The sequence below is a fragment of the Noviherbaspirillum sp. Root189 genome (genome assembly GCF_001428545.1).
In the GTDB taxonomy this organism is placed as follows: Bacteria; Pseudomonadota; Gammaproteobacteria; order Burkholderiales; family Burkholderiaceae_D; genus Noviherbaspirillum.
In genome coordinates this window covers 1-18,536 of the sequence record NZ_LMHZ01000089.1, presented here as the reverse complement: position 1 = coordinate 18,536, position 18,536 = coordinate 1, and the positions used below count along the sequence as shown (strand labels likewise).

Below are 18,536 nucleotides of genomic sequence, written 5' to 3'. Positions count from 1 at the left end.
TCCTGAGCTGGTTTATTCGTTGCCGCTCGTGGTCTCGGTCTTGCGTGGACGCCTGCCGCGAGTTGTGGTTTTCCGTGCCGGCTTGGCAGGCGTTTTTGCCGGGGCATTGGATGTGACGAGGTTTTCCTCTGGTGATTGCACCGACTCGACAGCTGATGCCTCTGATGCCTCTGATGCCTCTGGTGCCGCTGAGGACTTGGACGCAGCTACGGCAGGCTGAACCGGCACATCAGGAATCGCATCCAGTGGCAGCGGCATTGGCGATACTGCAGGCGATGCAGTGTCCGCCTTTTTTGTCGCGGTCTTGCGTCCTCCGCGTCCGCGTCGGCGCGGCTCGCTCTTGCCGGCGGTATCTTCTGATGAGTCGGCTTCCATGACAGGCGCCACGATCACCGGAGCCGCCACGGGTAACGCGGCCGTCGGGGCAATCTTTGCCGTGTTCGGTGCCTCAGGGACTGGCTCGCGGACCGGTGTGGCATTATTGCTTCGATACACATAAGCGCCGGACTTTTCGTCACGGCCAAACTCGAGCAGGCCACGGCTCTGTGCCTCTTCAAGCAGATTGCCGAAAGTGCGGAAACCATAGTACGACTCGCTGAAATCAGGCTTGCGCCGCTTGATTGCTTCTTTCAGTACGGACGCCCAGATCTTGCCGCTGTCGCCGCGCTCGGAAAACAGTGCTTCGAAGGTTTCCACTGCCATATCGATTGCCTGACTGCGGCGCGCCTCAAGCTCTTCCTTGCGACGGTGCTCTTCATCCGGCGCACGTCTCGGTGTCGGCGACGTTGCCCGCGCATCGCGTTTGGCTGCCGCGCGTCGGCTTTCTCGCACCAGGTCGTCATAGAAAATAAACTCGTCGCAGTTGGCAATCAGCAGATCCGACGTCGACTGCTTTACACCGACGCCAATCACATGCTTGGCGTTCTCGCGCAGCTTGGACACCAGCGGCGAAAAATCCGAATCGCCGCTGATGATGACAAAGGTGTTGACGTGGGACTTGGTATAGCAAAGATCGAGTGCATCAACGACCAGGCGGATATCTGCGGAGTTTTTGCCGGACTGACGGACATGCGGAATCTCGATCAGTTCAAAGTTGGCCTCATGCATGGTCGCCTTGAAGCCTTTGTAGCGATCCCAGTCGCAATAGGCTTTTTTGACCACGATGCTCCCCTTGAGCAGTAGGCGTTCGAGCACTGGCTTGATGTCAAACTTTTCATATTTGGCGTCACGCACACCGAGGGCGACGTTTTCAAAATCACAAAACAGCGCCATGCTGACGTTTTCTTGGGGTGCAGGCATAGGAGATCAGGGTAAGTTGGAGGGCACGGTTCCGGTTCGTCCGTGTTGCAAGTCCTGCATCTTACGCTGTCACGGCAGAAATCTCTAGCTGCGGTTTCCAGGCCGACACAACGGCAGTTCGTGCATGTGGTTCTTTAAGAGGCGGCATTTGATGCACAGCACGCCCGACGCCAGTAAAATGCCGGCACTACCCACACGCCGGAGCAAGCAATGCATAGCAGCACACGATCCACCACAACGTCTCGATTGACCCGCGCTATCCGGGGTGTCGCATGAAGCTGAAAATGGCCGAAAGGTCCTTGTTTGCCATCCTGTTGCGTTCGCGCTGGTGGATCAGTTTTGTCATTGCCATCGTGCTTTCACTGATTGCCAGCGTAATGCTGCCGCGCGAATTCGCGGTACTGGCCCCGTCCGCCGGTTTCCCATTTTTTGTCATTGGTGTGATCGCTGCATGGAAGCAGTTGCGCGCCCCCAGTCCGGCCCGTGTGGCACGTGCGCGAGAGGTGTTCGTCGACATGTCATGGCGCGATTTCTCCGCGGCGGTGGAGCACGCTTATAAACAGCAAGGCTATACGGTTAGCCGCTATGCGACCGATGCTGCCGATTTCGAAATCACGGGCAGTGACGGCAAATCACTGGTCGCCTGCAAGCGCTGGAAGGCCGCCGGCACTGGCATAGAACCATTGAAGGCATTAAACGCGGCGGCACAGAAGGCCGCTGCTCGTCCTGTCTACATGACACTTGGCACGTTAACAGCCCAGGCCCGCGCCTATGCTACGGATAATAATATCGTGTTGTTGCAGGATGCAGAGTTGGTTGGGTTTGTACCGAAATCGTAGTCATTCTTTTGCTCCATGCAATGCGCCTGGCCGCCTGCCGGCAAATCCATCGTAGAAAAGAATTGACGCGAAACGGCATTTAACACAGCCTCAAAACAGACACATAGATCCCTCCATAAATAACCGGGCCATGGATTTCAACGGCCCCGGTTATTTAAGTAAGCAGACTTATTTCGCCTGAGGGGCGGTTGTGTCCGATGAATTGGGTGCTGCCCCTGATTCATTAGGCTTGGTCTTATTTCTTGCATCGCGTTTTGCGTGCATGTCAGCATGATGCTTCTCGTGGCGGGCCGCGAGTTCCTCAGCCGTCACGTATCCATCCGAATTGGTATCTGCCTTCGAAAACGCTTCGGACTGACGAGCAAGAAACTCTTGTCGGGAAACCTTGCCATCTTTGTCGGTATCCAGCCTTGATACCTGATTCTCTGACATTTTCTTTGCATCCGGTCGGCCATGCCGGCCATCATGGCCCCGGTGATGCATTCCCGTTTGTTTCTCTGTACCAGTTCCCTGCTGCTCCGTCCTGGAGGGCGCCGATGGGGTGCTGGTCTGTGCATAAGCGGCAGCAGTTGTCGCGAGCAAGGACGCCAGAATAAGTGAATGTTTCATGATTATTTCCTCATATTGAACAAGCGTTGAAGTAATTGCCTGAGTTCCAGTATATGTGGTGGTTGTTCGTGCGGTTGGACCTTTACAGCTGCTTGCATCCTTGAACCAATGGATACATGAACGTACATGCCTCATCCGGCACGGCTACCTATGTTGAGCAAGGAAAACTGCGGACAGGCGCATGGGTCTTCCCCCGGCTTCCCTTAAATTTCCCGAGTGCAAAAGAAGCGTGCTCCAACATGATCCACATTTGGCTCGACAGAACGGTGAAAGGGAACGTCCTCTTTACGAATGTGGTCGCACCGATACCGGCTTACTCGTCCAGGATCCGAACCCATATGGCATTAGTCCTGAAAGCCCCTATAACATCGCGACACCTCCATGCCACCGGAAGACGATCCGACACAGCACGCCGAGCGGGCTGTCGCGGGCAATGCAGGGTGTGCAAGCTATGCTATGGCCCGCAGCGCTGGCGTTTTGGACATAAATGAATAGCATGGACGAACTATTACTGAATGACTGGCATCCGGTTGCCAGTGCCGCATCGCTGGAAGCCGGCAGCATGCAACCGGTGCGACTGCTGGAACAGGACCTGATCGTCTGGCGCAGCAATGATGGCGAAGTGCATGCGTGGGACGACCGCTGCCCACACCGCGGTGCCCGCTTGTCACTCGGCCGCGTCCATCAGGATCGCGTCGTCTGCGCGTATCACGGTTGGCAATTCGACGCGACCGGACAATGCCGGCTGCAACCTGCGCATCCCCATGATAAGCCGCCCAAACATGCCTGTGCCCGCAGTTTTCTTGCGCAAGAAGCCTATGGCCTGGTCTGGATTTGCCTGGGCGAACCACGCGTCTCGCTCCTCCCCTTCCCTGAATACGCAGATCCGGCGCTGCGAAAAGTCCTGTGCGGACCGTATCCGGTCAGTGCTTGCGGGCCCCGCATTATTGAAAACTTTCTCGACATGGCGCACTTCGGTTTCGTGCATGTCGGCGTACTCGGCGACCCCATGTTTACTGAGGTGCCCGATTACAAGGTATCGACCTTCGACGATGGCCTCGGCCAGCATGGGATGAAAGGCGTTATCGCGACCGAGTGCCTCGCCTATCAACCCGAGTCCAATCTGACCGCATCGGGCGGTTCCATGGTGGAGTACACCTATCGCGTAGTACGCCCGCTGTCCGCTATTCTGACCAAACTGCCGAAAGAACAGCAGGAGTATACCGAGGCAATCAGCCTGCATGTGCAGGCGCTTGATGAAGAACACTGTCATGCGTGGATCGTCCTTGCGATGACGGACACGGTATCGACCGATGAGCAGATGCGCGCATTCCAGGGCAACATATTCAAGCAAGACCTTGAAATCCTGGAGTCGCAACGTCCGAAGCGCCTGCCGCTGAGCCCGGGAATTGAAGTGCCTCAACGCGCTGATCGCCTTTCCGCAGCCTACCGTCGCATGCTGAAAGAACTCGGCATGACGTATGGCGTAATGTTGGCCAAGGAGGAATGATTTTGCGAAGTCAATTACCAATGCGCAATTTGAGGAACCTCAATGCCATCCGAGGAGCAAGGTCTATTATTCGCTTGTGACTCTTTTCTGACGGCAATCAGTAAGAGGCACAAAGGGCCTGCACTGTTGTGCGGGCCCTTTTTCGTTGGTAGTTGGTTGATAGATGACGATCATGGTCAACATCGTGTTGTGATCGCGCAATGGACGTCATTGCGGGCGGGGAACGCGAAGTCTTCAGACTTGCCTAACCAAGGAGGCAGGCGTACTGCCCGGTATGACAGTAAAAGTCTGTGCCGTTCCTGCTTTGGACAATCAATAAATTAAGCACTCCATGTCTTCGTTGTTGCGGCAGACATTTCACAATAGACGTTTTCTCTATGAATTCTTAAGCCAGTGTCTGAAACCTCAGTCCCATCCAGTTCAGGCATCAACACAGCAGCGACGGTCGTCCTGACTATCGTTGCGCTTTACTTCGGGCGCGAGATATTCGTTCCGTTTGCGCTGGCGGTACTCCTTAGTTTTATGCTCGCGCCGCCGGTGAACTGGCTGCGCCGCACGCGTCTCCCGCGTTCCGCGGCAGTGCTGCTGGTCGTCTCGTCAGCGGTGGCGGTGATTACAGGCCTTTCCTTTCTGGTGGGAACGCAGGTTGTCGGCCTTGCCAACAACCTGCCGACCTATCAGAAAACCATGCAGGACAAAATTCGGTCGATCCGCGCTGCCGCGCCGGGTGGCGGGCCCATCGACCGCTCGACCGCCGTCATTCAGGCACTTGGGAGAGAGCTATCCGAAGCGGCGGGTACCGGTAGCAAGAATACCGACGGCAAACGGCAGAAGGAGCCGCTGCCTGTCCGCATAGAACCCGCCGAACGTGAGCCGCTTGACGTGATGAAGAGTGTGCTCGGCTCCATGCTCGGTCCGGTCGGAACGGCTGGCCTGGTCATTGTATTTATTTTCTTTGTTCTGCTGGCGCCGAGCGACCTGCGCGACCGCTTCATTCGCCTTGCGGGAAGCGACCTGCATCGCACGACCGAGGCACTGAATGAAGCCGCCAGCAGAGTAAGCCGCTACCTGCTGATGCAACTTGTCGTGAATGCCAGCTACGGCGTGCCGCTGGGATTCGGACTGTATCTGATAGGCGTACCGGGTGCGTTCCTGTGGGCTTTGCTGGCGACGATGCTGCGGTTCATTCCCTATCTCGGCCCGGTCATCGCCGCCATATTTCCGCTGACACTGGCTTTCGCGGTTGATCCGGGATGGAGCATGCTGCTATGGACAGCCGCACTGGTCGTCGTTCTTGAACTCGTCAGTAACAATGTGATTGAGCCATGGCTATATGGGTCGAGCACCGGGATGACGCCGATGGCGGTCATTCTGTCGGCAATCTTCTGGACTCTTCTTTGGGGCCCCGTTGGCCTTTTTCTCGCCACCCCGCTCACCGTGTGCATGGTGGTGATGGGACGATACGTGCCACAACTGGCCTTTATTGACGTGCTGCTGGGGAGCGACCCGGTACTGTCCGCCGAGGAGCGCCTGTACCAGCGCCTACTTGCCGGTAATGTTGAAGAAGCGGTCGAAATTGCGGAAGCCGAGGTGGCCGAACATTCCCTGCTCGAATTTTACGACGATGTCGGAATGGAAACACTACGCCTTGCGGAAAACTCCCGCGAGCATGGAGCCTCCAAAGAAGACCGCAAGAACGTAGCCGATGGCTTCCGGGCGATTGTCGAGGATTTGCAGGACATGCCGACGGCAAAGCCGGAAGAGGAGCCGGAGGAGCCGACGCGCCCCTGGCTGGGCACGCCGATATTATGCATCGCGGGCCGTGGAGAACTCGATGCAGCGGCTGCCCTGCTACTTGCGCATACGCTGGAGAGCCGTGGCATCGGTACACGCGTGTTGCCTGCGTCAGCCATCGCGCTCGATGCCATCAATAACCTTGACCTCGCAGGGGTGGATGTGATTTGCCTCTCCTACCTGAATCCCATGCCGAAAGCGTACGCACGCTTTATCTGTCGCCGTCTGAAGCCGCGCATTGGCCATATCAAGATCGTATTAGGCTTGTGGAACCTTGCCAACGGTAGCAGCACACCGGAAAAACTTGCTGCCGACGCTGGCGCACATGCCGCAGCGACGAACCTCGATATGGCTGCCCATATCGTCGAAGACATCATGCAGCAAACGACGGTTCCCCTGGTCGCTGTTCCTCCACCCCTGCCCGCCGAAGAAATGGAAAGGCTGCAGGCATTGCAGGCGAGCGGCGTACTTGCTGCTGATAAAACGCCCCTGCTTGACCGCATTGCGCGTAGTGTCGCCGAAGCGGTGGACATGCCTATCGGGCTTGTCTCGCTGATTGACGATTCGCTGCAGTTGTGGAAAGGAGCGTTTGGCCTTTCGGAGGAGTTGCTTAAATCCCGCCAGGCTTCTCGCGATTCATCAATTTGCACCCATGTTGTCGCAAGCAATACACCGTTGGTGGTCGAGGACATTGCGCGTGACCCTCGCTTTGCCCGTAATGAATTCTTGCGTGCCCATGGATTCCGTTTTTATGCCGGCGTCCCGCTGCGCACCAAGAGTGGCCATGTGATCGGCAGCTTATGCGTAATGGATAAAAAGCCGCGCACGCTGAGTCCACGCGAACTCAAGCTGATGCTCGTCATCGCGGATGAACTGATGATTGATCTGGCGCGTGAAGCCGAACTGGAAGGTGTCACACTGGAGGCCGTTCACGCTAACGGCCCTTTGGATTCGACGGAATCGACCGACACTACTGAACCTGCTGAACCCGCTGAATCGGCAGAGATGACCGGAACGGGCAAACAGTCGGTTCCCGCATCGCCGGTCGAACCGACCTAGCGCACAATGTGCGGCAAGCGGTCGATGGCAAGGATTTCGGCAAGATGATATGGCTGCCTTCTTCACTTCGAGACTGGCTTGATGGCCAGACAAGCCAACTGCTCTATCCTGTGCCATCCTCGGCGGCCTACTTTCTGACACCAGTTGGCGAGCCGGCGCTCGCCAGCGCCGATTCGGTATCGTGGCGCATCTTTAAAAATCCTGTCGCCTTGTTTATCGGTGGAATTTCGGCCGTGCTGCTGGAGCTCGCGCATCCTTCAGTCCGTAGCGGCGTATGGGAGCATACAAGTTTTCGCACCCATCCCCGGCAACGCATACAGCGGACAGGATTTGCTGCCATGGTGACCGTCTATGCACCGCGAAGCCGCGCTGAGGAAATGATCGCCGCTGTCGGGGCCAGGCATCGCCGGATTCGGGGCGTGACGCCATCCGGGGTGGCCTATCGGGCTGACGACCCGGAGCTGCTGACCTGGGTCCATGCGACCGCTGCCTACGGCTTTCTTGAAGCCTATCACGCCTTCGTTCACCCTCTCGCAGAACCGCAGCGCGATGCGTTCTATGCGGAAGGAAAAACTTCCGCCGGGCTCTATGGCGCAAACAATGCGCCGTCGTCCGACGCTGAATGTAAAGCGCTGTGCGAGACCACATTACCGACACTTGAACCTTCGGATATCGTTCATGAGTTTTTGGGCATTATGGCCAAAACTCCGCTATTGCCGCCGCCGCTATCGGGACTCCAGCCTTTTCTGTTAAATGCCGCAGTTCACCTGGTACCGGAGCCGGTACGTGGCGTGCTTGGGCTCGATATGCACTGGCGCTTTCCCTCATGGCAAAGGGGGCTCGTCATGCAAGCCGGGCGGGCGGCAGACCGGATACCGATGGCCCACAGTCCCGCAGTGCTGTCATGCCGCCGCCTCGGCCTTGCCGATAATTTCTTATACCGGAAATGGACGGCTTCGAAATGAACGAAACAATCTGTCAGGCAATCCGCGAGTTAAGAGTGGTAGAACTACGCTACCACGGTTTCTCGCGCATCGTCGAGCCGCACATTTATGGAAGGGATAAACACGGCGATGAGCTGGTGCGCTGCTACCAGCTTGCCGGCGGCAGCGAGAGCGGAGAACGCGCCGGCTGGAAAATGCTGAGGGTGCGCGACGCGGTAGTCCTGCACCTGACCGAAGCGACGTTTGTCGCGCGCCCGGATTACCGGCGCGACGACAAGGTGATACGCGAAGTGTATTGCCAGCTATGATTGGCTGCTCCGCATGGCATCTCCGGCAAGCCGGCCATGCAATAGCGCTTTTACAGCGCCCGCAGTTCCGACGGATTGACCGGATCGGCAAACGGCCCTCTGGTTTCAAGCCGTTCCTCGAAATCCGAGTCAAGCTGGCCGTGCGACTTGAGATAGTCGCGCAACTCTCGTTGCCAGAGCCGCTTGTCGCTCAGCCCCGAATCATCGCCCAGCGTATAGGTATCCCGCTTGCCAAAAAGGTGTTCAGCATCGCTTGGGGGCAGGCCGAATAGTTGCGTCATGACGAGAGCTGGCGATGCATCGTCCACAAGATTTCCGCTCAGCATCAGATGCTCGCCGTCATCCGACATCGACAAGCCAAGTTCATTGAATCTGGGATGCAGTGCCAGCCAGCCTGCGGGTGAACAGGTGGTCCCATGTTCAAGCGTTTCACCACGTGTGGACTGAAGCTTTTCAAGAGAAATGGCATTCTCGGGAATGCCATCGATGATCGCATAAGCGTCTTTCAGCAATTCGAAATCAGGACCGGTCTCCATTATGCTTCCTCTCAGGCTGTGTCATCAGGTTATGTCTTGATTACCAAGGCGTCGCTTTACAATAGCTGTAGACCTGCAATCCATGACCGCAGTTTCCCATCGGCGCGCGGAGCATGAATAAGCCGGTGGTGAGTAAGCCCCAGTTTCCGTGAACTCTCCTGGTTCCACGGACAATCAGACTCTAACGACGAAAGTGAGGATCACATGGCAATGGACGACATCGAGTATCAGATCTTTGGCACCGATATGCAATACGTTGAAGTCGAACTCGATCCGGGTGAGGCGGCGATAGGCGAAGCGGGAATGATGATGTTCATGGAAGAAGGTATCGACATGGATACGGTCTTCGGCGATGGATCGCAACAGGGCGGCGTGTTCGGCAAACTGTTGGGCGCAGGCAAGCGTTTGCTGACGGGCGAGTCCCTGTTCACCACGGTTTTCCATAACGAAGGCAGAGGCAAGGCCCATGTAGCCTTCGCGGCACCTTATCCGGGAAAGATCGTGCCGGTACATCTGGCTGAGATCGGCGGGAGCCTTATCTGCCAGAAGGATTCGTTTCTCTGTGCAGCCAAGGGCGTTTCGCTGGGGATCGCGCTGCAACGCCGGCTAGGCGCAGGCCTCTTTGGCGGCGAAGGTTTCATTATGCAAAAGCTCGAAGGAGATGGCTGGGCATTCGTGCATGCCGGCGGCACACTGGTTGAAAAAACACTGGCGCCGGGCGAGGTGCTGCGTGTGGATACGGGATGCGTCGTCGCATTCCAGCCGCAAGTCGATTTCGATATCAAATTCGTCGGTAAGATCAAATCCGCGTTCTTCGGCGGCGAAGGTCTGTTCTTTGCCACGCTGCGTGGACCAGGAAAGGTCTGGCTGCAATCACTGCCCCTGTCGCGGCTGGCAAATCGCCTGATGGCGGCAGCGTCGACGACCACGACGTCCAGCAATGGCGCGTTACTTGGTGCCGGCGCGCTGGGTGGACTAGGTGGGCTTGGGGCGTTGGGAGGACTGATGGGCGACGATGATGAGTAAGGCGACCCGCTTCCATTCCATCGGGGCCAAACTTTGCCGGCATTTCTCGTAGTTTCTCGAAAATGGAAGCATTACATCGATTCCCCCGAAGCATCATTTCGACAGCGTTACCTACCTGTCATGCGCGTGCCATGATCTTGCGGGCAGAAGAGCCGGCGCCGGCTCTTCTTAACAGATCAGCTTCGCTTGAAAAGCAAAGCCCATCATTGTAACGGTAATTCAATGTTGCAATGCGGCTTGACATCGGATATGGGCAGCGCAATCTTGTAGGGTTCGTCACGCGCGCCATGCAAAGATTCCCGGCGCTAAGGACGACATTTCTAACCTAAAGCTAAAACTAGGAGACACAGCATGAAGAACGGTAAAAAGCCCGGCCAGACCCCCTCCCGTCGCCGCTTTCTAGGCACCGCTGCCGCCAGCACGACAGCACTTGCCATGCCAATGATCGCTACGGCACAAACACCAACCCAGTTCCGTTTCCAGAGTACTTGGCCGAGCAAAGACATTTTCCATGAGTACGCAAATGACTTTGCAAAGAAAGTGAATGACATGACCGGCGGCGAGCTCAAGATCGAGGTGCTCCCGGCCGGTGCGGTCGTACCGGCGTTCGGTCTCCTGGATGCGGTTTCCAAAGGTACGCTCGACGGCGGACATGGCGTGATGGGCTATAACTATGGCAAGCAAAGCGCCATCGCGTTGTGGACGTCCGGACCTGCCTATGGAATGGACGCCAACATGGTGCTCGCCTGGCATAAATACGGCGGCGGCAAGGAACTGCTTGCCAAGCTCTATGATTCAATCGGGGCAAACGTGGTTTCCTTCCTGACCGGACCAATGCCTGCGCAACCACTGGGCTGGTTCAAGAAACCGGTTACTAAACGCGAAGATTTCAAAGGCCTCAAGTACCGCACCAACGGCCTGGCCATTGACCTGTTCACGTCAATGGGTGCGGCCGTCAACGCTCTGCCGGGCGGCGAAATCGTCCCGGCGCTTGACCGCGGCCTGCTGGACGGCGCCGAGTTCAACAATGCAAGCTCCGACCGCATACTGGGCTTCCCCGACGTGTCCAAAGTCTGCATGCTGCAGAGCTTCCACCAGGGCTCGGAACAGTTCGAGATCACCTTTAACAAAACCAAGTACAACGCCCTGCCAGCCAAGCTGAAAGCGATCATCGACAACGCGGTGGAAGCAGCCTCGGCTGATATGTCATGGAAGGCCGTGGACCGCTACTCGCAGGACTACATTGCCTTGCAAACCAAGGACAACGTCAAGTTCTACAAAACGCCGGACTCCTTCCTGCAGGAACAACTCAAGGTCTGGGATGAGGTTATTGCAAAGAAACGGGAAGGCAACCCGTTGTTCCAGGAAGTTGAAAAGTCGATGCGCGACTTTGCCGCACGCGCCGTCAAGTGGGATATGGACACCAACAATCCGCGTCGCATGGCCTTCAACCACTACTTCGGCAAAAAGCCTGCGGGCACCAAGAGCTGAGCGAGCCCGGAACGGCTGATCAGGGCGCCATTCGCACTCGCGGAGTGCGCCCGTTCGCAGTTGATGCGATCGTATTTAGGCACGCGGAGGACACACTCCGCTGCCCGTCTTTTCACACGCTTTTACCTCTGGGAATTGAGAAATGCAGAAGCTCTTGCTCTCCGTCGACAGGGTAAGCACCTGGATAGGTCAGGCATTTGCCTGGCTTATCCTGGTGCTTACCGTGCAGATTTCATGGGAAGTTTTTTCACGTTATGTATTGAACCGTCCGAGCGCCTGGGCTTTCGATCTGATGATCATGATGTACGGCATAGCGTTCATGATGGCCGGTGCTTATACGCTGGCAAAAAACGGCCATGTACGTGGTGATGTGTTGTACGGTTTCTTCCCGCCCCGACTCCAGGCAACCCTGGATCTGATCCTTTACTTCCTGTTTTTCCTTCCGGGTGTCATTGCTCTCATCTGGGCCGGCTACACCTTCGCCGAAGAAGCATGGGCGATCAACGAGCATTCGAATATCACGGCCAACGGGCCTCCGCTTGCTCCATTTAAAACGATTATCCCGATTGCAGGAGCTTTCCTGCTGCTGCAAGGCTTCGTCGAAATCATTCGATGCATCGTCTGTATCCGTGATGGAGCATGGCCATCACGCGAAGAAGACGTTGAGGAAGTGGACGTCGAAAAACTCAAGGAAATGGTCCACGTAACCGATGAACCATCGGTATCAGCGCCCGCGAACGGCCACACGAACAACAGGGAGACGAAATGAGAAAGGAAGTCTGGTTCGGACTAGCCATCATGGGCATGGTCATCGTCGGCCTGTTTGCCATGATGCCGTCCCCCGCCGAAATGACCAACGGTCACCTTGGGTTATTAATGCTGGGGCTGATCGTAATTGCGATCATGCTGGGCTTTCCGACAGCGTTTACCCTGATGGGCATGGGAGTCATCTTCACCTGGTTTGCCTACCGCAACGTCAATCCCGACATTGCCGTGCAGCAGACACTGGATCTGATGGTGCAGCGCGCGTATTCCGTGATGGCCAATGACGTGCTGATTTCGGTACCCCTCTTTGTGTTCATGGGTTACCTGGTCGAGCGAGCAAACCTGATAGACAAGCTGTTCAAAAGCCTGCACTTGGCCATGGCGCGTTTGCCGGGTTCGCTGGCGGTGGCCACTATCGTTACTTGCGCAATCTTCGCAACCGCAACCGGCATTGTTGGTGCAGTCGTTACGCTGATGGGCTTGCTGGCAATGCCTTCGATGCTGAAAGCCGGTTATAACGTCAAACTGGCAGCCGGCTCGATTACGGCCGGCGGTTGTCTTGGCATTCTGATCCCACCATCGGTACTGCTCATCGTGTACGGCGCGACAGCTGGTGTTTCGGTGGTCAAGCTCTATGCCGGCGCTTTCTTTCCGGGCCTCATGCTGGCTTTGCTGTATGTAGGCTACGTCATCCTGGTCGCCAAACTGAAACCCCAATGGGCCCCTCCGCTTGCTCCCGAGGACAGGAAGGTCCCGCTGCCAGCGTATTCCCGTTCCATCATTAGCACAGGTAGCCGCAATGCAGTCAGCGGCTTTGTCGGCGCACTTAAGGGCAAACGAAACGCGGGTGTCCCGGCGCGGGTTCTGCTTTCGCAGCTCGGGATTGCCTTGCTTCCGGCGCTGGCATTCGCGCTTGTTATGGGATTCGCCTACCAGGCGGTGACAAAGGCGGCGTCACAAGAGCAATCGGGATTAGTCGAAATGGGCATCGGCATGGACTCCGGTGCGGCAAGCTCAAGCGACGGTGGACTTGCTGAGCCGCCAGCCGAAGGAAGTCTCGGCGAGCCACCTGTCGAAGGTGGATTGGCCGAACCGCCAACCGAAGGTGCCGACACCGCAACACCGGGGGCACAACCCATTCAACAGGGCACTCCGCAGGCGGAATCGCAAAAGGCACAGCCTCAAAGCCCGACGGATTCAAATGACAAGAATGCTACCGCAGCCGTAACGACCAATGCGCCGCCTGCATACTGGATTGCGTTTGGCCTGGGCTTGGCGGCCTTGCTGGCTTTCTACGTCTTTCTGACATTTGCCCGCTTTGAAATTTTTAAAATGCTGCTTGGCTCGTTCTTCCCGTTAGCCTTGCTGATTCTCGCTGTGCTGGGAGCCATTGTGTTTGGTCTCGCGACACCTACGGAAGCGGCCGCCATGGGATCGATGGGTGGTTTGTTGCTTGCAGCAGCGTATCGCCGACTTAATATGGATGTGCTAAGGGAGTCAGTCTTTCTCACCGCAAAAACAAGCGCCATGGTTTGCTGGCTGTTTGTCGGGTCGAGTATTTTTTCAGCGGCGTTTGCACTCCTGGGCGGACAGGAAATCATCAACCAGTGGGTGTTATCGATGGACTTGACCCCGGTGCAATTCATGATCCTTGCGCAGGTTGTGATTTTCCTGCTTGGCTGGCCGCTGGAATGGACAGAGATCATCGTGATCTTCATGCCAATTTTCATTCCGCTGCTCGCCCATTTCAACATCGATCCCTTGTTCTTCGGTTTGCTGGTTGCATTGAATCTGCAAACAGCCTTCCTGTCGCCACCGGTCGCAATGTCGGCGTTTTACCTGAAGGGCGTGTCCCCGCCGCATGTCACGCTGAATCAGATTTTTCTTGGCATGATCCCCTTCATGGGAATCCAGATCATTGCCTTGATTCTGTTGTACGTGTTCCCTGCCATTGGTTTGTGGCTGCCGGAGCTATTGTATAAATAGGGCCCCTGGCGAGACCGACCAAGTCGGTCTCGCCAGCCTTTGTTTTTGTCAGCAGCGCATCGGACAGAAACGTTAAAAGTTGCTTGTTTCGCTGAACAATCGCTTGATGGTATTTAAAAAATCATCAATACGCTGCCGCCACTCGATATACGTTTTTTCCACGTCTCTTGCCTGCTTGATCAACTTTTCCAGTGCATCCAGCGGTGATGCGTCGGGCTCCGGCTCTTTCGAGGGAGAGGACGATGGAGATGGCGGCGCCGATGGCTTGGTATCCGCGCCAAAAATATTTCTGAAAATATCGATCGCCTTATCGAAGATCGATTCGCTTGGGCGTGTGAACTGTGCGGCCGGATCAACCAGCCGGGCATTGAGCGCTTGTTGAAAAAAATCGCCAACCACCAGCAAGGCATTGTGTCCGCCCTGCCCCCAATGCGTGCTGCGCATGCTGACACGCGAGTCATTGAATCCAACCCAGGACCCAACCACGAGACGGGGATGCATCAGCATGAACCATCCATCTGAATTGTCCTGTGTTGTACCGGTCTTGCCTGCCACATCCGCGCGAATCCCGAAGCGGGAACGGATACCTTGTCCTGTTCCCTGATTGATCGCACCGCGCATCATATCGACCAATTGTTCTGCATTATCACGAGACATCGCTGGATGACGCTCAGTGTCAAAGCTGGCGAGCACATTGCCGGCCTTGTCCGTAATGCGGGTGACGAGGACAGGCTTGCGATACTCACCGCCGTCGGCAATTGCCATGTAGGCAGTCGCCATTTCAAACAAGGTCACCGGACTGGTGCCGAGAGCCAGCGATGGAACAGGATCTAGCGGACTTTGATTGACGCCCATCTTCCGGGCAAGCCCTGCCACACGCGCAGGTCCTGTTTCCAGCATCACCCGTGCAGTGATGGTGTTTTTCGAATACATCAGCCCTTCACGCGCGCTTAAAGACCGGCCGCTCGGCGCAGTAATGTCGGACGGCTTCCAGATTGCTCCGTTCGGCAAAGTGATTTCAATCGGCGCGTCGATGAACTGCTTAGTGGGTGACATACCTTGTTCAAGCGCTGCGCCATAGACAAAGGGCTTGAACGTCGAACCGGGTTGCCGTCTTGCCTGTCCGACATGATCGTACTGATCCGTAACGAAATCGCGACTGCCTACCCAAGCTTTTACATGCGCAGTGACCGGATCGACCGCAATGAAGCCTGCTTCAAGACGCGTCTTCTGTTCCTTTAACCTGGCGATGAAATCCGGATTCTTCCGTAGCGTGGCAAGCGCTTCCTCAGGTGGCGTTCCATCGCCGAGGGCGCGCTTGTATGCACTCGATTCACGGATAAAGGCATTCACCAGGTCGGTACGGCTGTTCCAGAAGTAGGCAAACCGCTGTACCCTCGACCGTCGTTCGACATACGCTGAAGTGCTCGTGGAAAGAAGTCGTTCCGAGCTGCTCGCCCATTCCACATCGGCAACCGCCTGCAATCCCTCCGCCTGTCGGTTCACCGCACGATTGGCCAGGGCCTGCATGCGGGAATCGATGGTTGTGTACACCATCAATCCGTCCTGATAGATGTTGTAATCGTTGCGATCAGCCCATTCAATCAGCCACTTGCGCAACTGTTGCGCGAAATGCGGTGCGGGCCCCAGCGCCTCCTGCTGACGCTCGAAATCCAGCACAACCGGCCGCCCTTTGATCGCGTCAAAGTTCGCCTGGCTCAACACCTTCCGTTTGACCATTTGCTGCAGCACTACGTTGCGCCGCTTCATTGCTCTCTCGGGGTTGAAGACTGGATTGTAATAGCTCGTGCCCTTGAGCATGCCGACCAGGGTAGCGCTCTCAAGCAAGCTCAGCTTGCTCGCAGGCTTGTCGAAATAGGTCCGTGCGGCCATTTCGATGCCGAACGCGTTATACAGAAATGGCACGGTATTGAGATAGCTTTCGAGAATCTCCTTTTTGGTATAGGCGCGCTCCAGCTTCAGGGCAGTGATGATTTCCTTAAATTTTCGCGTGATCGTACGCTTGCGCCCGATCTCTTCCGGGTACATATTGCGAGCAAGCTGCTGCGTGATGGTGGAACCACCTTCAGGATCGCCTATTACAGTACGCATCGCGCCAACGAGCATACGCAGCGGCTCAACGCCATGATGTTCATAGAAGCGATGATCCTCAGTAGCGATCAGCGCATTCACCACATTAGGAGAAATGCGGCTCAGTGGCACCCATTCCCGGTTTAATCTATTGAAGACAGCGAGGCGCTTCCCATCAGCGGATATCAGCACGCTGGGCTGCTCGTTCTTTGCCTTGCGCAAATCTGCCGTACTCGGCGTCAATGGGATGAGAATGATTGCGTACAGGACGAGTGCGATTATGCCGAGGCCGAAGAGGGACGCAAATCCTTTCAATGCAGCGCCGCAGCGTGTGTTCCATGTTGCCGAGCGATCAAGAGCAACGGTGAAATAAGTTTTGATGTGGTGATAGAAACGCAGGATGGCTGAACTGATTACATTCGGCATATGGATTGATCTGATATCTTGTCCGGCTTATACCAATTCCGACCTGTGACGTAACAAATGAAATCGATGGATTTTTTTTGGCTGGCAAGGCGCAGGAGGAGTCAATAGCGGGCTATTGACGACGCGTGCAACGCAAGCAGGCGGAAAGAGATGCGATGTCATGTTGCGTTATGGGTCAGAATTGGATTGGTATTAAGCCCGGTCCGCTCCTGACGTCAAGTAAAGGCGGTGCGAAACCTGATGATATCGGGCGCGCGACGTTCGAGGGAACCGAAAAATCAAACACGATTGCAAAATCGTTTAAGTAGGCCTAAGTAACGGCGTGGCCGCCATTCAATGCGTTGAGGAAAAGATACCCACCGGAACCGCTTCGCTCTCGCTCTTTTAAAGATCAATACGTGCATCAAGCACGATGCGGATTAATGAAGACGTTGGCTAATACAACGTCAGAATCAAGCAGCTTTCTACCAGCTTCCTGTTTCCTGACTGGCATACCATCCCAATAGAAAGGCACGCCAACGCACGTTAACCGGGACACTCCAGTATCCGTCATCTTGCCTCTCAAGATTCCATTCAGGTGGGGCGTGTAAAGCCTCGAAAATCGCGCGTGCGGTTTCGTTATCACGTAACTCGGCCTGGACACGAATATTGTTGATGGCGGAACTCGATACCAAGACTTGCATAAGACCTCGTAAACATGAAATATTGCCAAGCGGCGCACAGTGCACTTAACCAGCTTATGGATACCCCTGGTATTGATCAGAGCCACGGTGGAATACCGGCAAAAGCCGCCCGCTCACGTGCCAGGCGCTCGGCCCTGATTTGAGCGGCGTAACGGCGCGCGCTTGGTGGAATCGGTTGCCAGTCAAATTGGCGACCGATGGTGATATGGAAATCGGGCTCTGGCTGTAAACCTAGCTCGATGCGAATTTCCTGAAAGAAATGGCTATAAACAGGAAGCGACCAGAATCTGAAATGGTTGCGCAGTTCCACATCATATTCCACATCTACCTGAACACCTTCGTACCTTCCCCATAGGATCATGTTGGGGACATCTTCCTCCGGTCGTACCACGGTCACATGCGTGCCGAAGATCGGACGATTCAGGCGCAATCCTTGACCATACTGGCGTACGACGAACCACTGGTAGAGCAAATCGAGGTCGTCGTGCGGTAGCGTCGCGACCAATGATTGTTTGTTGTAGGGTTTGCTGGAGCGTATAGGTGGAAGGTTATAGGCTAGCCTACCCTGTGCCGTTAATCTACCTGGTGCCATAGTAGATGCAGGAGTGATCCGCCAGCCTCAAGAAGAGCCAGAAGCGTTCGCTTTTTTCTGTGTCCGGTATTGGAGCAAGGCTGTTGCAAAATAAGCCCACTCCCATTCGTCCTGATAAAGCGCCGCACTCAACTCTACATAATGATGCCGCAGTTCGACGGTGCAGCATTCCGGACACTCAAGATCCGGTATCGCATTTGCCATTGCTGTTGCCATCCGTTCCAGGTCCTCTATCGTGATTTCATGCTTTTCCATCGTTATGCTTTCGTCAGTGCGGAGCAGGTAGATGGAAATATGACATTGAAATGGACAGCAGATTCACGGTTTAGCGCTCTGAACTTGGAGTAACACGCTTTTTGCGAAGCAGTCCTTACAGTAAGGAGGAAAACGATGCCGACAGGAACGAACATTCCGCTCAATCAAAGCCGTGGATCAGTTACAGCGCCGCAAAGGTGAAGGGCGATGCTGGATGGGAAGGAGGCGCTGGAACGCAAAAAGCCCCATCCTGTTGGGGATGGGGCTTTTGGTAATACAAGCCTGACGATGACCTACTTTCACACTGGTTGCAGCACTATCAT

Annotated in this window: 15 protein-coding genes; 9 read left to right on the top strand and 6 right to left on the bottom strand. The window is 55.7% G+C overall.

The annotated features are described in order from the left end of the window. Positions 1 to 12: 12 nt before the first annotated feature. Positions 13 to 1,299, bottom strand: coding sequence for an NYN domain-containing protein (locus ASE07_RS27305; RefSeq protein WP_057293966.1), 1,287 nt, complete (start codon positions 1,297 to 1,299; stop codon positions 13 to 15). Between the two features lie 284 nt (positions 1,300 to 1,583). Between ASE07_RS27305 and ASE07_RS27300 the strand changes: the two genes are divergently transcribed. After that, entirely contained in the window at positions 1,584 to 2,138 is a 555-nt protein-coding gene (locus tag ASE07_RS27300; protein ID WP_057293965.1) for a restriction endonuclease, read from the top strand. A 168-nt stretch (positions 2,139 to 2,306) separates the two neighbouring features. Here ASE07_RS27300 and ASE07_RS27295 read toward each other — a convergent pair whose 3' ends face one another. Then, positions 2,307 to 2,747: an EF-hand domain-containing protein gene (locus ASE07_RS27295; protein WP_057293964.1), complete on the bottom strand. Its 441-nt coding sequence runs from the start codon at positions 2,745 to 2,747 to the stop codon at positions 2,307 to 2,309. A 496-nt stretch (positions 2,748 to 3,243) separates the two neighbouring features. On the opposite strand from ASE07_RS27295, the gene ASE07_RS27290 reads away from it, so the two are divergent. The 4 genes from ASE07_RS27290 to ASE07_RS27275 all read left to right on the top strand — a co-directional run bounded on the left by ASE07_RS27290 (position 3,244) and on the right by ASE07_RS27275 (position 8,362). Next, the gene (locus tag ASE07_RS27290; protein WP_057293963.1) at positions 3,244 to 4,257 is read left to right on the top strand and encodes an aromatic ring-hydroxylating oxygenase subunit alpha; all 1,014 of its coding nucleotides are present in this window, start codon (positions 3,244 to 3,246) and stop codon (positions 4,255 to 4,257) included. A gap of 393 nt (positions 4,258 to 4,650) precedes the next feature. Then, positions 4,651 to 7,110 (top strand): AI-2E family transporter, encoded by a 2,460-nt coding sequence (locus ASE07_RS27285; RefSeq protein ID WP_235548665.1) that lies wholly within the window; start codon positions 4,651 to 4,653, stop codon positions 7,108 to 7,110. Between the two features lie 44 nt (positions 7,111 to 7,154). Further along, complete coding sequence (locus ASE07_RS27280) at positions 7,155 to 8,075, top strand: oxygenase MpaB family protein (RefSeq protein WP_057294069.1); 921 nt, start codon at positions 7,155 to 7,157, stop codon at positions 8,073 to 8,075. Further along, positions 8,072 to 8,362 (top strand): hypothetical protein, encoded by a 291-nt coding sequence (locus tag ASE07_RS27275; RefSeq protein ID WP_156397112.1) that lies wholly within the window; start codon positions 8,072 to 8,074, stop codon positions 8,360 to 8,362. Before ASE07_RS27280 ends, ASE07_RS27275 begins: the two co-directional genes overlap by 4 nt. A gap of 50 nt (positions 8,363 to 8,412) precedes the next feature. Here ASE07_RS27275 and ASE07_RS27270 read toward each other — a convergent pair whose 3' ends face one another. After that, entirely contained in the window at positions 8,413 to 8,898 is a 486-nt protein-coding gene (locus ASE07_RS27270) for a hypothetical protein (RefSeq protein WP_057293961.1), read from the bottom strand. 204 nt (positions 8,899 to 9,102) lie between these two features. On the opposite strand from ASE07_RS27270, the gene ASE07_RS27265 reads away from it, so the two are divergent. The 4 genes from ASE07_RS27265 to ASE07_RS27250 all read left to right on the top strand — a co-directional run bounded on the left by ASE07_RS27265 (position 9,103) and on the right by ASE07_RS27250 (position 14,166). Continuing rightward, positions 9,103 to 9,924: a TIGR00266 family protein gene (locus tag ASE07_RS27265; RefSeq protein ID WP_057293960.1), complete on the top strand. Its 822-nt coding sequence runs from the start codon at positions 9,103 to 9,105 to the stop codon at positions 9,922 to 9,924. Positions 9,925 to 10,275: 351 nt separating this feature from the next. Then, positions 10,276 to 11,415, top strand: a complete 1,140-nt coding sequence (locus tag ASE07_RS27260; RefSeq protein WP_057293959.1) for a TRAP transporter substrate-binding protein — start codon at positions 10,276 to 10,278, stop codon at positions 11,413 to 11,415. 142 nt (positions 11,416 to 11,557) lie between these two features. After that, positions 11,558 to 12,184: a TRAP transporter small permease subunit gene (locus ASE07_RS27255; RefSeq protein WP_057293958.1), complete on the top strand. Its 627-nt coding sequence runs from the start codon at positions 11,558 to 11,560 to the stop codon at positions 12,182 to 12,184. Next, positions 12,181 to 14,166 carry a TRAP transporter large permease gene (locus ASE07_RS27250; protein WP_057293957.1) on the top strand — a complete coding sequence of 662 codons (1,986 nt, stop codon included), beginning with the start codon at positions 12,181 to 12,183 and terminating at the stop codon, positions 14,164 to 14,166. Before ASE07_RS27255 ends, ASE07_RS27250 begins: the two co-directional genes overlap by 4 nt. Before the next feature lie 72 nt (positions 14,167 to 14,238). Here the strand turns inward: ASE07_RS27250 and ASE07_RS27245 are convergent, their stop codons facing one another. The 3 genes from ASE07_RS27245 to ASE07_RS27235 all read right to left on the bottom strand — a co-directional run bounded on the left by ASE07_RS27245 (position 14,239) and on the right by ASE07_RS27235 (position 18,213). After that, the gene (locus tag ASE07_RS27245; protein WP_057293956.1) at positions 14,239 to 16,683 is read right to left on the bottom strand and encodes a penicillin-binding protein 1A; all 2,445 of its coding nucleotides are present in this window, start codon (positions 16,681 to 16,683) and stop codon (positions 14,239 to 14,241) included. Between the two features lie 759 nt (positions 16,684 to 17,442). Next, the gene (locus tag ASE07_RS27240) at positions 17,443 to 17,871 is read right to left on the bottom strand and encodes a hypothetical protein (protein ID WP_057293955.1); all 429 of its coding nucleotides are present in this window, start codon (positions 17,869 to 17,871) and stop codon (positions 17,443 to 17,445) included. Between the two features lie 114 nt (positions 17,872 to 17,985). Further along, positions 17,986 to 18,213, bottom strand: a complete 228-nt coding sequence (locus ASE07_RS27235) for a hypothetical protein (RefSeq protein WP_057293954.1) — start codon at positions 18,211 to 18,213, stop codon at positions 17,986 to 17,988. Positions 18,214 to 18,536 lie beyond the last annotated feature (323 nt).